Source organism: Gracilibacillus massiliensis, assembly GCF_001458115.1.
In the GTDB taxonomy this organism is placed as follows: Bacteria; Bacillota; Bacilli; order Bacillales; family Amphibacillaceae; genus Gracilibacillus; species Gracilibacillus massiliensis.
In genome coordinates, this window is the sequence record NZ_CZRP01000012.1 from 846,869 (window position 1) to 862,930 (window position 16,062).

A 16,062-nucleotide genomic window follows, 5' to 3' on the forward strand; every position below is an offset into this window, starting at 1 on the left:
TCTTCACCTATCCTTACTCTCTGAATACTTACGAATGGACAATTCATCCATAAACATCAAGTCTTTTCTTTTTTCGTATTGGTTAAATTCGTTTTGTTTATTTTCCATTATTTTTTCGATCTTTTTCACTTCAATATATTGTTCTGTAACTTGCTCTTGCAATTGATTCATTTTCTTTCTAGCCTTTTCCACTTTTTGTTGTGTGTTTAATATACTAGGTGTAAGAAAGTCTAGATATTGATGATAGGATTGTAATGTCTCTACCTGCGATCTATCAGCTAAGGATTGTTTGTAACTCTCCTCTATTTTTTCTTTCTTTTTCAACAATTCATATAAGTTAGTAGCATATTGTTCAAACTGACCAGCAGCTTCTTGATACTTCAATTGAATTTCTTTTTTTTGGTTATCTTTTAAAAGTCTTATTTTTTCATAACCTTCAAGTTGCTTCATTAGGAGGTACTCCTTTGTATCAATTGTTCTAATTGCGTAAAGCCGGCTTGGTCCTCAACATTTTCATCCATATCTTGTTTTAAAGCATTCATAATATGTGGTTGCAGTTGGATTGCTTCATCCACGCTTTTATTAGATCCTCTTTTGTAGGCGCCGATCTGAATCAATTCTTCATTATCATGATAGGTGGCTAAAATAGTTCTTATTTTTTGAACAATATTCAACCTATTTTTTGATACAATTTCTGGCATAACCCTACTTACAGACTGAAGGACATTGATTGCTGGAAATTGACCTTTTTCTGCCAACTTTCGATCCAAAATAAAATGCCCGTCTAAAATACCTCTTGTTGTATCTGCTATTGGCTCATTAAAATCATCACCATCAACTAACACCGTATAAAATGCTGTAATTGAACCATTCTTACTAGTACCTGTCCTTTCAAGTAACGAAGGTAATAAGGCGAAAACAGAAGGTGTGTACCCTTTGGTTGTTGGTGGCTCTCCTATAGCAAGACCAATTTCCCGTTGTGCCATAGCAACTCTTGTTACTGAATCCATCATTAAATTAACGTTATATCCAAGATCACGAAAATATTCACTAATTGCTGTTGCTGTATAAGCACCCTTTATCCTCATTAGCGCTGATTGGTCTGAGGTTGCCACAACAACAATTGATTTCTTTAATCCTTCTGGACCTAAATCACGTTCAATGAATTCCTTTACTTCTCGTCCTCGCTCACCTATTAGTGCAATGACATTAATATCGGCACTACTATTTCGAGCTATCATACCGAGCAACGTACTTTTCCCGACACCACTACCTGCAAAAATCCCTATTCTTTGACCTTTTCCAACTGTTAACATCGAGTCTATTGCCTTTACTCCAATTTGGATTGGCTCATTTATTCTAGGTCGCTCTAATGGATTAGGTGGTGATTGTTCTGTTGGATATTCTTTTAACCCTTTTGGTAAATTCGCTCCATCTAACATTTTGCCGGTAGAATCAATCACTTTGCCGATTAACGATCTACCAATCTTAATTTGTAAAGAGTGCTTTGTCGCCTCTACTAAACAACCAGAAGCAATGTTTTGCAATGAGGCGTATGGCATTAATAACACTTTCTCTTCATAAAAACCGATAACTTCTGCCATGATTTTCTCATTAGCCATCTTAGTATGGATATAACAAACTTCTCCGATTCTTGCTTCAGGGCCTCTTGCTTCAATTAGTAACCCGACTACTCGATCTACTTTTCCATACCGTTTGTAAGAATCTACCCGTTCAATTTCATTGAGTATCATTTGTGTTTTCACGTGTGATCTCCTCCACTACATGAAAAAGTCTAGTTCTTATTTCTTCCAACTGCGTATCAAGAGAAGCTTCAATTCTGCCGTAAGGCGTTTCAATTAAAATTTGTTCTTCTGTCAGATCTACAGAAGGATAAATCATGAATTCCATTTGATTATGAAGAATCGAGCTAAGTTCATCTTTATTTTCTAACAAGAGAGCATAATATTTACTTGAAACCAACAATTTTATTTGCGGATGATCTTTCACTTGATTTATTAATGTTTGAGCTATCCCTATGAATTTAGTAGGGTCTTCTTCTAACGTCTGATGAAGAACTTTTTCCGATGTTGCCATTGCAATTTCTAGTACTGTCTCGTCACTCTCGGCGACAATTTTGTAATACTCTTGCTTAGCGTTGTCTAATACATCTGTTGCTTCTGTAATAATCGATTGGTATTGGGCCAGGCTATCTTTTTGCCCTTGTTCAAACCCTTGTTGATATCCTTCTTGCTGGGCTTGTTCGATATATTGTAATTTTTCTTCTTTCCAGTTTTCTTTTGCTTCTGTAATTTCTTTGTTTGTTGCTTCTTGTAATTGCTGCGTTTCTTCTTTTACCTTATCAAGCTGTGTTTTAGCTGATTCTATTTGTTTATAGATTTTTTGCAGTTGATTTTCTGCTTCTTCTTCGGAATAGTCATATGTTGGTACATCTATCTTACGTATTTGAATTTGCCTTTTAGGTAGTGTATTATCAAACAATAATATCATCCCCTCCACCTCTGGCAATGACAATTTCTCCCACTTCTTCTAAACGTCTAATCGTAGAAACAATTCTTGACTGTGCCTCTTCAACATCACGCAGGCGAACAGGTCCCATAAATTCCATTTCTTCTTTAAAGGTTTCCGCCATTCGAGTAGACATGTTATTAAAGACAATTTCTTTAACCTCATCACTTCCAACTTTAAGCGATAGCCTTAAATCATCATTTTCCACTTCTCGAATCACACGCTGAATTGCACGATTATCAAGCGTAACAATGTCTTCAAATACAAACATTCTTTTCTTAATCTCTTCAGCAAGTTCTGGATCGTCGATTTCTAAGGTGTCTAAAATCGTTCTTTCTGTACTGCGATCTACACCATTTAAGACTTCCACTACAGCTTGAATTCCACCAGTTTGTGTATAATCTTGTGAAACGGTAGTAGATAACTTTCTCTCTAGAATTTGCTCGACTTCCGCAATAATTTCTGGTGAAGTCGAATCCATTACAGCTATTCTTTTGGCAATATCTGCTTGCATTTCTTGTGGTAATTCTGACAGGATTTGTGCTGACTGTTCAGAATCCAAATAAGATAAAACAAGTGCAATTGTTTGCGGGTGTTCATTTTGAATAAAATTAATAATTTGACCTGGTTCTGCTTTTCTTGCAAAGTCGAATGGTTTCACCTGCAAAGAAGATGTTAATCGATTAAGAAGTTCTCCAGCCTTCTCTTCTCCTAATGCTTTTTCTAGAACTGTTTTTGCATAACTAATCCCACCTTGTGAGATATAGTCCTGTGCCATAGCTATTTCATGAAATTGTTCTAAAATTTCATCTTTTTGTGATCCTTCTACTTTTTTTACGGATGAAATTTCTAATGTTAATTTTTCGATCTCTTCGGGTGTTAAATGTTTATAAACTTGTGCAGAAACATCTGGACCTAAAGAGATTAATAGAATAGCAGCTTTTTGTTTTCCAGTAAGTTGTTGTCTCTTTGCCATGCTAATTAACCTCCTTTAATCCTCTGAAATCCAACTTCTTAACAATTTAGCAAACTCCTCTGGTTTATCTTGAGCATATTTTTCAAGTTGTTTACGCCTTACAGATGAGTCTGAGTCATCTGTATGTGTAATTGGTGGAATATCTTGTTCTTGAACCTCTGTTGTCTCAACTTCTTCCACGACTTCTTCTGTTTGACGTTTTCTCCTTAGCATGATCATTAAAACGATGACAGCAACTAAGAGAATTCCTCCAACAACATATACCCATGTTGGAATAGCTGGAGTTACCGTTGTGTTAGGCGTTTTATTTGTTCCTTCAAATGGTTGCAGAACAATTGATACTTTCTCTTCTGGTGCAATTTCACCATAAGATTTATCAATCGATGTTGTGATTATCGAATCTAAAATCGACGCTACACTTTCTTCCACTTGAGCTTGTTCTTGTGGAGTTAATTCCTCCACTTCACCATTTTCTAATTCTCTCGTATTATCGATCGCTACCTGAATTCCTAAATCTCTAATTTTATATGGACTTTCTACAATATCTCGTTGGATTCGATTAAACTCATTATTAACTGATTCTTTCACCAATTCATAATCGCCAACATTTCCATCGAGTCCAGCCGGATAATTCGCAATTTCACCCTCTTCAACACCCGCAGCACCATCTTCTGGTTGAGCCCCTGTAAACGATTCAGTGATTGTTTCGACACTGACTGGTAGCGTATCATTTTCTTCATCCACAGGTTCCACTAACTGTTCAGTACGTTGCTCTTGTGTATAATCGATATCAGCTGTCGCAGAAATAGCTACTTTATTCATACCTATCATTGAACCTAACATACGTTGAACACGTCGTTCGATATCTTTCTCAATATCACTTTTAATTTGTTGTTGAGATGTATATGTATCTCCACTCGCAAAAGAATTTTCATTATTTAAATCAAAATACTCAAAATGTTGATTCATAATGACGATATTATCAGTAGGTAGATTAGGTATTGATTTTGATACCAAATGATAAAGTGTGCTGATTTGTGTAGGTTCAAATTGATAACCTGGTTGTGTTTCAATCACAATCGATGCAGTTGCCTCCTGTTGTTGATCGTTAATAAAAACTGGATCTTCTGGCATGTTTATCATAACCTCTGCAGCCTGAATTCCATTGATTTGAGTAATTAGTGTTGATAATTCAGTTTGCATTGCATCGAGTTTCATGACATCAAATTCATTATCTGTCACACCCCAGGAACTATTTTCAGCAAAGAAGGAATAGTCAATACTACCACTATCAGGTATTCCTTGAGCAGCTAAGTCTACTAACAGTGAATCTGCACTTGCTTCAGGAACTTGTACAGCAGTTCCATTTGCTGTGATATCATAAGCTACACCTCTAACATCTAATTCTTGCTTGATTTGACCAACTTCCGGTAAGGATAAATCATTGTACAATGTTACCATTGCACCTTTTGAAGTCGTCAATACCGTCGTAAGAATAATTAGAGCTAGTAATAAAGCTATTCCGCCAAAAAGTAACCCTTTTTGCAATTTGGACATCGATGCGTAATATGTAGTTACTTTTTCCTTGTATCGTTTGAATTTCTCGTTCATTTTGTGCCCCCAAAATCATTACTTGCTTACAACTATTTAACTATTATACTTGCATTCTCATTACTTCGTTGTAGGCATCGACTACTTTTTTCTGAACTTGCACACCCGTTTGTAACATAATACTTGATTTTTGAGCAGTAACCATAACATCATGGAGATCATCAATTTCACCTTTTGCAAGTGCTTCTGTTTTTTGGTCTGAAGCTTTTTGTGCACTGTTGATATTGTTAATTGCTTCTTTAAGGTTATTTGCAAAAGCTTGTTGTGATTCACCAACTGTTTGTTGCTCATTTGTATGTATTTGATTAGGATTAGATTGAATATTTTGTAAGGAATAGATGTTCATTGCTGTTTTCCTCCTTTTCCATTAAGTTACTTACCGATTTCCAATGCCTTCATTAACATTGTCTTAGATGCATTTAAGGATGTGACATTTGCCTCATAAGATCGGGTGGCGCTCATCATATCCACCATTTCTTTCAATGGATCAACATTAGGCATTTCCACATAACCATCCTCATTTGCATCAGGGTGATTAGGATTAAATACAAGTTTAAATGGTTCATCATCTTCTGCAATTTCTGTGACTTTGACACCAGAGCCTTCGTCTTGACTTCCGTAGGTCGATCGTTGGAGAATTGAAGAAAAACTTTGATCTTTCGGAGAAAAAACAGTCATTTTTCTACGATATGGTTCATATTCACCATCTTCATTAATAGTTGCTCTCGTACTATCCATATTTGCAATATTAGATGAAATGGTATCCATTCTCAGTCTTTGAGCGGTCAGACCACTAGCGCTTGTATTAATCCCATTAAAAATCGACATACTTAATTGCCCCCTCTTATGACGCTTTGTAAACTATTAAATTTTCCATTGATACGATCCACTAGTGCTTGGTAATAAATTTGATTTTTAGCTAATTCTGACATTTCTTTATCAATATCGACGTTATTACCATTATGGTTATACATAGTAGAACGATCTGTAGTGACTTTAATCCCAGAATTATTTGTCGAAAAAGGAAGATGTCTTTCGTTTGTTTGTTTCGCTTCGAATTGATTCGACAATTGATTTTTAAGTACTTCGTTAAATTGAACATTTTTAGCTTTATAATTTGGTGTATCTGCATTAGAAATATTATGTGCAATAGCTCTATTTTTTACAGTTGCATAATTTAATGAATTCTCTAACGTTTGAATGGTACCTGAGAATAATGACATTATAGAGAACCTCCATTTTTTTAAAATTAACCGTCACAAAAATTACTTATCTATCGAATATTGTATGATAAATAATAAGAACTGTCTATGACTTATCGTCATATTCTTACTAAAGTAGGGTTATTTTTTTATGAACTTAGGTCTAAAGTCTAGTTTTTTGCTTGTTTTTTGTGAAAATTTGATAGTAAATGTCGAAGAAGGACTTATGTGTGAGAAAAACTATCTGTTAGTGATTAAACATGCATAAAAGAAGAGATGACATAATGATAGGATAATGTAAATTGTAAAGGTTTTAAAAATTGATTTGAATGAGGATTAGTTAAAGGTAGCTTACGTATCGATTCATAATCTTGAAAAGTAAGAAAAACCGGGATAAGCCCACCCGCTCCTTTTTAGTAGTAATTTTGAAATGGATAATAGATTTAACACCTGCTTCGGCTTGCCCACTTCGCTTTCCAAGGGGCGTGTCTTCAGCTAACTTTTGTAAAGTGAACTTCAGATCACGCTGATCCCTCAGGAGTCGAAGTGGCCGCCTGCGCTAAATAATTCGCTACAATGGGTATAAGTAGTGGTATAGCGACTTTTATCTCATATTGTTTATAAACCTCGAGAAGTTAGCTGTCACAAACGTTGTAGAACCACTTTATAGCGTAGGCCGTCCGCTTCCACTCCTGTGGCATCCGTTTTCCCTGAAGATCCACTTTTTTGAGCGGTTTCTGCTCGAAAAAGTTAGCTGAAGGGAAAACGCCACTGCATAGAAAACACTACGAAAGCTTGATTGAGTAGATGTTGCACTTGTGCCTGTGGTAAAAGGGAAGTGGACAGCCGGAGCGGTGGATTCATATACACTACAATTCAAAATGACTACATTGATAACAAATGCCTTGATACCGCGGATTATATACTTTACTTGCTTATAAAAAAAGACCGGGTAAATCCGGTCTTTTTTTACTTAGAATTGGCGATGGTTTAATTCGTGTAAAAATTTGTCATTTAGTACTTTTATATACGTTCCCTTCATACCTAATGACCTAGATTCAATTACACCGGCACTTTCTAATTTTCTTAATGCATTAACGATAACCGAACGAGTAATCCCTACACGATCAGCAATTTTGCTCGCTACTAATAATCCTTCATTACCATCTAGCTCTTCAAAAATATGCACAATTGCTTCAAGTTCACTATACGATAATGAACTTATCGCCATTTGCACAACGGCAGTACTTCTTGCCTCTTTTTCTATTTCTTCTGTTTTTTCGTGTAGTATTTCCATACCGACCACGGTTGCACCGTATTCTCCAAGAACTAGATCATCATCTTTAAAGCTATCAGACAACCGACTTAATATTAGTGTTCCTAAACGTTGTCCGCCACCAATAATAGGCACAATCGTTGTTAAGCCATTTTGAAACAAGTCACGATTCTCTATCGGGAATGCTGTATATTCGCTATCAATAGTTAAATTAGTTGTAGTTGTCGTAATATTAAATAAGTTTTCGGTATAGTTTTCCGGAAATTGTCTTTCTTCCAACATTTTTTTCATCCGATCATTTTCAATCTGTTGGTTAATCGAAAAACCTAATAGTTTCCCTTTTCTACTGACAATAAAAATGTTTGCTCCGATTACATCTCGTAACGTTTTAGACATGTCAGTGAAATCAACGGATTTTCCTTGTGTTTTTTGAAGCATAGCATTAATTTCTCTAGTTTTTTCTAATAATTGCATTTTTTCACCATCCAAGTTATAAAATAAATTGACTTAAATCCTTATTTTTTGCAATCGTTTTTAGCTTTTCATCCACATAGTGTTCAGTAATTTCAATATTTCCAACACCTATATCTGACGCTTCATAGGACAGTTCCTCAAGTAACTTTTCTAAAATGGTATGCAATCTTCTTGCTCCTATATTATCTGTCTCTTGATTCACTTCATAAGCTATTTCTGCCAAACGATTTATCGCTTCATCTGTAAATGATATGGTAATTCCTTCCGTTTCTAATAAAGCTTTATATTGGGTTAGAAGTGCGTTTGAAGGCTCCTTTAGTATTCTCTTAAAATCGGCTATTGTTAGTTTCTCGAATTCTACTCGAATCGGAAACCTCCCTTGTAATTCTGGTATTAAATCTGATGGTTTCGACATATGAAAAGCACCTGCTGCAATAAACAACATGTAATCTGTTTTCACAGAACCATATTTGGTAGCAATAGAAGATCCTTCTACAATTGGAAGAATATCTCTTTGAACACCTTCTCTTGAAACAGCAGCAGATTGCTCTTGTTTCACTGCGACCTTATCGACCTCATCGATAAAAATAATACCTGTTTGTTCAGCTTTCTCAATAGCCTGTTGAGTTACTTGATCCATATCAATTAATTTATTTGCCTCCTGCTCTCTTAACACTTTTCTTGCTTCTTTTACAGGGAGACTTCTTTTCTTTTTCTTCTTAGGAAATAATGAACCTAAAGCATCTTGCATATTCATTCCCATTTGTTCCATACCAGAGCCTTGTAACATATCAAACATATTTGGCGTTTGTTCGTCTACTTCAATCGTTACTTCACGATCTTCTAATTCACCAAGATCTAATAATTTTTTCGTCTGTTTTCTTTGTTCTCTAATCGTTTCTTTTTCTTCTGAATCATTCGCCTGGTCATTACTTGTTTGTTGTTGATTAGGATTCATGAAAATATCAAAGGGGTTCTTTGTTGTATTATTCTTCTTTTTTGAAGGTACCAATAATTCAACTAATCGTTTATTAGCTAGGGTTTCAGCTTTTCCTTGAACTTCTTTCATCGCGTCTTCTTTTACCATTCGGATCGATGTTTCAACTAAGTCTCTGACCATTGACTCGACGTCTCGTCCTACATATCCTACTTCTGTATACTTAGTCGCTTCCACTTTTATAAATGGTGCGCCCACTAATTTTGCCAACCTTCTAGCTACTTCCGTTTTTCCAACACCGGTCGGTCCGATCATTAAAATATTTTTTGGTACAACTTCATTTTTTAAATTCTCAGGTAATTGCATCCTTCGGTAACGGTTTCTCAACGCGACAGCTACTGACTTTTTGGCACTTTCTTGACCTATTATATACTCATTTAGTTTCTCAACTATTGCTTTAGGCGTTAAATTCGTTGACATAAACTCATCCTTTCTTACTCTAGCTCTTCTAGAATTAATTGATCATTTGTAAATACGCATATCTCTCCAGCGATTTCTAAAGATGCTTTTGCAATTTCTTTGGCTTCCATATTAGATGCATGTTTCTTTAATGCTCTTCCAGCACTTAATGCATAGTGTCCACCAGAACCTATCGCTAAAATACCATCATCAGGTTCTATTACTTCACCAGTACCAGAAATAAGTAATATTTCTTTTTTATCCATTACTATCAACATCGCTTCTAATTTTCGCAAATATTTGTCATTTCTCCAATCTTTTGCTAGTTCTACTGCTGCTCGTGAAAGATTACCATCGTATGTTTCAAGTTTTGTTTCAAAACTTTCAAAAAGGGTAAACGCATCAGCTACAGATCCAGCAAATCCTGCTAGAACTTGATTTTGGAATAGCCTCCTCACCTTTTTAGCCGTATGTTTCATAACGACTTGGTTTCCAAAAGTTACCTGACCATCACCACACATTGCAGATTTGCCATTATGTTGAACTGCAAATATTGTTGTTGCATGAAATCCATCCATTTTTATTCCTCCTCACTTATTACCGCTTAGCACGTGGATGTGCTGTTTGATAAACCTGTCTTAGACGATCTTTAGAAACATGTGTATAGATTTGTGTAGATGATAAATGTGAATGACCTAATAATTCCTGAACGGCACGTAAATCGGCACCATTGTCTAATAAATGGGTTGCAAAACTATGTCTTAATTTATGAGGGTGTATATGTAATGTCAATGCCGCTTCGTTCACTTGCTTATTAATAATTAAACGTACACCTCTAGCAGTTAGCGGATTCCCTCTTGCATTTAAAAATACGAAATGCTGTGGTTGACTTTTTTCAGTTATTAACAAGGACCTGCTCTCTTTAATATATAGTTGCAAAGCTTGACTCGCAAACCCTCCAAAGGGAACATATCTCTCTTTATTTCCTTTACCTAAAACTAATATAGTTTGAAGATCAAAATCAATATGATCAAGTTTTATATTGACACACTCACTTACACGAATCCCTGTGCCATATAAAACTTCTAATAATGCTGCATTTCTTTTACCTAAGCTTGAACTTCGATCAATTGAGTCAAAAAGTTTTTCGATCTCTTCTTGATATAAAAATTCTGGAATGGTAGTAGCTGTTTTAGGTAAATGTAAATGAACGAACGGATTTTCTATCACAGTCTGCTCTCTAACAAGAAAGTTATAAAAAGTTCTTAAAGTTGAAATGTGGCGATTAATTGACTTTTTGGCTAGTCCCTGTTCATGTAATGTAGTTAGATAGGTCCGAATGATCGCATAATTTACCGCATCTAAACTTTCTAAATTTTCAGATCTTAAAAAACGAAAAAAATGAGATAAATCTTTTTCATATGCTTCAATTGTACTTTTAGAAGCATTTTTTTCAATTTGTAAATAATCTAAATACGCCAACCAATCTTTATAAAAATTCATTATCCACCTCTAAATGCGTTAAAATAGTAACACAACAGATTAAACACTGCAATTACATACACTAATTAAATGTGCTTTTAAAGTTATTTAATAATACAATTTTCCCCTGGATTTTGCATACTTAAACAAATGCTCGTATTGCAATCTTAACTTTCAATATGTTTTAGTTTACATAATTTAAATCTATCTATATATATAGTAACATTAAATGAAAATCAAGAAAAATCTAACATCATCAATCAGCATGTAGATGTAACACTAAGTTATTTTGAAAAATACAGAAAGAATCCACGATAAATATCATTCTTCCACAAAAACAAACAACGTAAATAATATAATGTACAAAAGAAGAATAATGTTCAGCAAGACATATGGTAATTTTGAAATGTTATATGTGCGAAGTAACGCTACGGCTTGCCCACTTCGCTTTCCTAGGGGCGCGTCTTCAGCTAACTTTGCAAAGTGGATCTTCAGATCGCGCTGATCCCTTAGGAGTCGAAATGGCCGCCTACGCTCAATACAACTGTACAAAGCTTGCAAATGCTAATATTTTGGATGATTACTAAAATGATTGCTCAAATTATAAAGATAACCATAAAAAGTACTCTAATAGAAAATTCAAAGATAATGGTGAATAAAGCCAACATGATTATTCTTTCTTGAGTTGTAGAGTATACAAAGCGCAGGCGTCTGCTTTTTCTCCTGCAGGATGTTTTTCTTCGAAGATCCACTTTTTAAAGCGTTCTTTGCTTTAAAAAGTTAGCTGAGATGAAAAACCTGCGGAAAGGAAAGCGGACAAGCCGGAGCGGTTTCATAGCACATACAAAATCTCATAATTACCTCAAGTTTATATCGTACTTTCCCTTCTATCATATATAAAAAAAACCCAAGCGATATCGAATGGGATTTCGATCGATCGTTTGGATTTTATTAATTGCAAGATCTATAGTTTTTTACTCATTCAACTATTAGCCTTGTTCTTCTTCTTTATAATCACAAGAGGAACATTGGACTTGTGCTTTTTTCTTTGATTTCTTCTCGACGAGCATTTTATTACATTTTGGACAGCTTCTTCCAACAGGTTTATCCCACGAAATAAACTCACATTTCGGATAATTATCGCAACCATAAAAGGTTCTGCGCTTCTTTGTCTTTCTTTCTACAATGTTTCCATCCTTACAATCAGGACAATTAACACCAATCTCTTTTAAAATTGGTTTTGTGTTACGACAATCAGGGAAATTAGAACAAGCTAAAAATTTTCCGTACCTGCCCATTTTATAAACCATTTCATGACCACATTTTTCACAATCAATACCAGCAGGTTCGTCGCGAATTTCTACCTTTTCCATTTCTTTTTCTGCTTTTTCTAATCGTTTATCAAAACCTTGATAGAATTGGTCAATGATCTTGATCCATTCTGTTTTGCCTTCTTCTACAGCATCTAAGTCGCCTTCCATTTTAACAGTGAATGCTACATCAATTATCTCTGGGAAAAATTCTTCCATCACGTCTGTAACAATTTCACCTAACTCGGTTGGCACAAAACGACGATTATCTAAAGCAACATAACCTCTTCTTTGAATCGTGTCTAATGTCGGGGCATATGTAGATGGTCTACCAATACCCTTTTCTTCCATTGTCTTTACTAGTCTTGCTTCCGTATATCTTGGTGGCGGTTGTGTAAAGTGTTGATTTGGTGTAATTTTTTCTGATTTTACAGTTTCGCCTTCTTTTAAATCTGGTAACCATTTATCTTTGTGTTTTTGTTGATCATCAGAGCTTTCGATATAGACTGACATAAATCCTTTAAATTTAATTTTCGAACCATTCGCTCGAAATTCAACACCTTGATTGGTTAGGTGAACCGTCATTGTATCCATAACAGCTGGGGCCATTTGACTCGCAATAAATCGCTCCCAAATTAATTTGTATAATTTAAGTTGATCCCTGGATAACACCGTTTTTAATGATTGAGGATCCCTTAGAGCATTCGTCGGTCTAATTGCTTCGTGAGCATCTTGAGCACCTTCTGAATTTTTTGATTTTCTATTCGAACCACTGTATTCTTTTCCATATTTATGTTCAATATACTCTTTTGCTTGATCTTTAGCTGTGTTGGAGACTCTGGTTGAATCTGTACGCATATATGTGATCAAACCATTGATTCCACCATCTTTTTTTCCTAAATCAATACCTTCGTAAAGTTGTTGCGCTACCATCATTGTTTTACGCGCTCGGAAATTCAATTTTCTGGCAGCTTCTTGTTGCAATGATGAAGTAGTAAATGCTGGAGAAGGATTTCTTTTGCGTTCTCTTTTGTTTACTTTATCTACTAAAAAGTCATTGCCTTTTAGTGTCGATAAAATTTGCTCTACATCGGCTTTAGAATGTAAGGCTTTTTTCTTACCATCAATACCATAAAAAGCTCCATCAAAAGATTGTCTGCCTTTTTTAAATATCGATTCAATACTCCAATACTCTTCTGGTTTGAAGTTTTTAATTTCATTTTCTCGATCAATGATCATCTTAACTGCTACTGATTGCACACGACCTGCACTTAAACCTTTTTTTATTTTTTGCCATAATAATGGACTAATATTGTAACCTACTAAGCGGTCTAAAATTCTTCTCGCTTGTTGAGCATCCACTAAATCCATATTAATCTTTCTTGGCTGCTTAAAAGAATCCTTAACCGCGTCTTTGGTAATTTCATTAAATACAACACGACAATCGGAATTCAAATCAATATTTAGACTGTGTGCTAAATGCCATGCTATAGCTTCACCCTCACGATCGGGATCGGCTGCGAGGTAGATTTTATCTGCTTTTTTTGCAGCAGTTTTTAATTCTTTTAAAACGGGACCTTTTCCACGTATGGTTATATATTTAGGTTCATAATCATTTTTTACGTCCACACCTGTTTGACTTTTGGGTAAATCCCTTACATGTCCCATAGATGCTTTTACTTTATACCTTTTGCCTAAATATCTTTCAATAGTTTTTGCTTTTGCTGGTGATTCAACGATAACTAGATATTGTGCCATAAATTTTTAACCCTCCCAAGAGGTAGTTTCAAGTTCATATTCTCTTATACTATAATAGTTTGTTATTAGATATGATAAATCTTCCCTATTATTAAATACTTTGTTAGTGTTTGTCAAACAAAGCAACAGAAAAAATGTATAAAAAGGTTAATTTTTGATTTCAAAAGGTTGTGTCAAATTACATTCTTCTAATATATCATTGCTCGATTGAATCAGTTTAGCCCCATCTTGAATAAGCTGATTACAGCCTGAACTTGTTTCTGCAAGGATAGATCCTGGGATGGCAAACACTTCTTTCCCCTGTTCTAAAGCTTGATCTACCGTTATAAGTGTACCACTCTTTTTTTTTGCCTCGATCACAAGCGTTCCAAAACTTAAGCCACTTATGATTCGATTTCTTTCTGGGAAATGATATTTTTTGGGGGGCTGGTCTGGTGGATATTCAGATATAATAAGATTTTCTTTTGCTAATTGATTAAATAAAGATAGATTTTCTTTTGGATAAATGTGCTGAAACCCACCACCTAATACAGCAATTGTAGGATTATTATGTTGCAATGCTAGTTGATGTGCGAATCCATCAATCCCTTTTGCCATACCACTTGTAATCACAATATTGAATTTAAATAATGGGATTAGAATTTGATTCATAATAGACAAAGCATATTTAGAAGGGTATCTGGTTCCAACAACACTAAGGTTAGGTGAATTTGTAAGTAATGACGGATTGCCATGGAGGTATAAAACGAGAGGTGGGTCTGGGATGACTTTTAAACTTGCGGGATAATTCTCACTAAAAATAGTGATGACCTGGTATGTCTTAACGTGACGAACTACTTTTCTTTGAATGGACTTATTGTTAAGTTGTTCTACTATATATTTCGCCTTTTGGTCACTTATATTAAATAGATCTTGCCACTTTTCTTTTTTCCAATGATAAATTTGTTCTAAATTAGGATCATAATTGATTACTTTTCTTAATAATGACCTGCTCATTCCTTTAATGTGATGAAGGTGTATCAGTCGCCACTCTCTTTTATCCATATATCCACTTCCTTTTTTTAAAACATGAATAAGCCAGGATCAATCCCAGCCTATCCATGTACTTATTAATTAATGTGTTTTACATTTATCATATAAGCCTTTATCTTTTAAAACACCGATTAGTGTTTCACCCATTACCGATGGTGTTTCTGCCACTTCAATGCCACAATTATTCATTGTTTTAATTTTTTCTTCAGCAGTACCTTTTCCACCCGAGATAATCGCACCAGCGTGTCCCATGCGTTTCCCAGGAGGTGCTGTAGCGCCACCAATAAACCCAACAACTGGTTTTGTCATATTGGCTTTTACCCATTCAGCAGCTTCTTCTTCTGCCGTACCACCAATTTCACCTATCATCATAACTGCTTCTGTCTCAGGGTCTTCATTAAACGCTTTTAAAGCATCGATAAAGTCTGTGCCATTAACAGGGTCTCCACCAATACCTACCGCAGTAGACTGACCAAAACCGTTCTCTGATAATTGATGTACCGCTTCATATGTTAAGGTACCTGAACGTGAAACAACACCAATATGTCCTTTTTTATGAATGTAGCCAGGCATAATACCAATTTTACATTCTTCAGGTGTAATGACACCCGGGCAGTTTGGACCTACTAATCTCGTTTTCTTGCCTTCCATATAACGTTTTACTTTTACCATATCCATAACCGGAATATGCTCGGTGATACAAATAACTAAATCTAATTCAGCATCTACTGCTTCGATAATCGCATCTGCTGCGAACGGTGCAGGTACATAAATTACGGAGGCATTTGCGCCTGTTTCGTTAACAGCTTCGATAACTGTGTTAAAAACGGGTACACCTTCCACTTCTGTACCACCTTTTTTAGGTGTTACCCCACCAACAATTTTTGTACCATAATCTAACATTTGCTTTGTATGGAAAAGTGCTGTTGAACCAGTGATACCTTGTACAAGCACTTTTGTATCTTTATTAATAAATACACTCATGTAAATGGATCCTCCTTTTTCCTTTAGAGATA

Annotated in this window: 15 protein-coding genes; all 15 read right to left on the reverse strand. The window is 35.2% G+C overall.

Features of this window, described 5'->3' with window-relative positions:
- Positions 1-3: 3 nt before the first annotated feature.
- Positions 4-450: a flagellar export protein FliJ gene (gene fliJ / locus BN3107_RS11735; RefSeq protein WP_058307814.1), complete on the reverse strand. Its 447-nt coding sequence runs from the start codon at positions 448-450 to the stop codon at positions 4-6.
- The gene (gene fliI, locus BN3107_RS11740) at positions 450-1,766 is read right to left on the reverse strand and encodes a flagellar protein export ATPase FliI (RefSeq protein ID WP_058307815.1); all 1,317 of its coding nucleotides are present in this window, start codon (positions 1,764-1,766) and stop codon (positions 450-452) included. Before fliI ends, fliJ begins: the two co-directional genes overlap by 1 nt.
- A complete protein-coding gene (gene fliH / locus BN3107_RS11745) occupies positions 1,741-2,520 on the reverse strand; it encodes a flagellar assembly protein FliH (protein WP_231735307.1) in 780 nt (259 codons plus the stop codon). The genes fliI and fliH overlap by 26 nt, the downstream gene beginning before the upstream one ends.
- Positions 2,495-3,505: a flagellar motor switch protein FliG gene (gene fliG, locus BN3107_RS11750; RefSeq protein WP_058307817.1), complete on the reverse strand. Its 1,011-nt coding sequence runs from the start codon at positions 3,503-3,505 to the stop codon at positions 2,495-2,497. Before fliG ends, fliH begins: the two co-directional genes overlap by 26 nt.
- Before the next feature lie 15 nt (positions 3,506-3,520).
- Complete coding sequence (gene fliF, locus BN3107_RS11755; protein WP_058307818.1) at positions 3,521-5,116, reverse strand: flagellar basal-body MS-ring/collar protein FliF; 1,596 nt, start codon at positions 5,114-5,116, stop codon at positions 3,521-3,523.
- A gap of 43 nt (positions 5,117-5,159) precedes the next feature.
- Positions 5,160-5,462 (reverse strand): flagellar hook-basal body complex protein FliE, encoded by a 303-nt coding sequence (gene fliE, locus BN3107_RS11760; protein WP_058307819.1) that lies wholly within the window; start codon positions 5,460-5,462, stop codon positions 5,160-5,162.
- A gap of 26 nt (positions 5,463-5,488) precedes the next feature.
- Complete coding sequence (flgC, locus tag BN3107_RS11765) at positions 5,489-5,944, reverse strand: flagellar basal body rod protein FlgC (RefSeq protein ID WP_058307820.1); 456 nt, start codon at positions 5,942-5,944, stop codon at positions 5,489-5,491.
- Positions 5,945-5,946: 2 nt separating this feature from the next.
- Positions 5,947-6,339 carry a flagellar basal body rod protein FlgB gene (gene flgB / locus BN3107_RS11770; protein ID WP_058307821.1) on the reverse strand — a complete coding sequence of 131 codons (393 nt, stop codon included), beginning with the start codon at positions 6,337-6,339 and terminating at the stop codon, positions 5,947-5,949.
- A gap of 952 nt (positions 6,340-7,291) precedes the next feature.
- Positions 7,292-8,068 carry a GTP-sensing pleiotropic transcriptional regulator CodY gene (gene codY, locus BN3107_RS11775; protein WP_058307822.1) on the reverse strand — a complete coding sequence of 259 codons (777 nt, stop codon included), beginning with the start codon at positions 8,066-8,068 and terminating at the stop codon, positions 7,292-7,294.
- A gap of 16 nt (positions 8,069-8,084) precedes the next feature.
- Positions 8,085-9,485, reverse strand: coding sequence for an HslU--HslV peptidase ATPase subunit (gene hslU, locus BN3107_RS11780; protein WP_058307823.1), 1,401 nt, complete (start codon positions 9,483-9,485; stop codon positions 8,085-8,087).
- Between the two features lie 14 nt (positions 9,486-9,499).
- A complete protein-coding gene (gene hslV / locus BN3107_RS11785; protein ID WP_058307824.1) occupies positions 9,500-10,042 on the reverse strand; it encodes an ATP-dependent protease subunit HslV in 543 nt (180 codons plus the stop codon).
- Positions 10,043-10,061: 19 nt separating this feature from the next.
- The gene (gene xerC / locus BN3107_RS11790) at positions 10,062-10,967 is read right to left on the reverse strand and encodes a tyrosine recombinase XerC (protein ID WP_058307825.1); all 906 of its coding nucleotides are present in this window, start codon (positions 10,965-10,967) and stop codon (positions 10,062-10,064) included.
- Between the two features lie 968 nt (positions 10,968-11,935).
- Entirely contained in the window at positions 11,936-14,014 is a 2,079-nt protein-coding gene (gene topA / locus BN3107_RS11795) for a type I DNA topoisomerase (RefSeq protein WP_058307826.1), read from the reverse strand.
- A 147-nt stretch (positions 14,015-14,161) separates the two neighbouring features.
- Entirely contained in the window at positions 14,162-15,058 is an 897-nt protein-coding gene (gene dprA, locus BN3107_RS11800; protein ID WP_058307827.1) for a DNA-processing protein DprA, read from the reverse strand.
- A gap of 69 nt (positions 15,059-15,127) precedes the next feature.
- Entirely contained in the window at positions 15,128-16,030 is a 903-nt protein-coding gene (gene sucD / locus BN3107_RS11805) for a succinate--CoA ligase subunit alpha (protein ID WP_058307828.1), read from the reverse strand.
- Between the last annotated feature and the right edge of the window lie 32 nt (positions 16,031-16,062).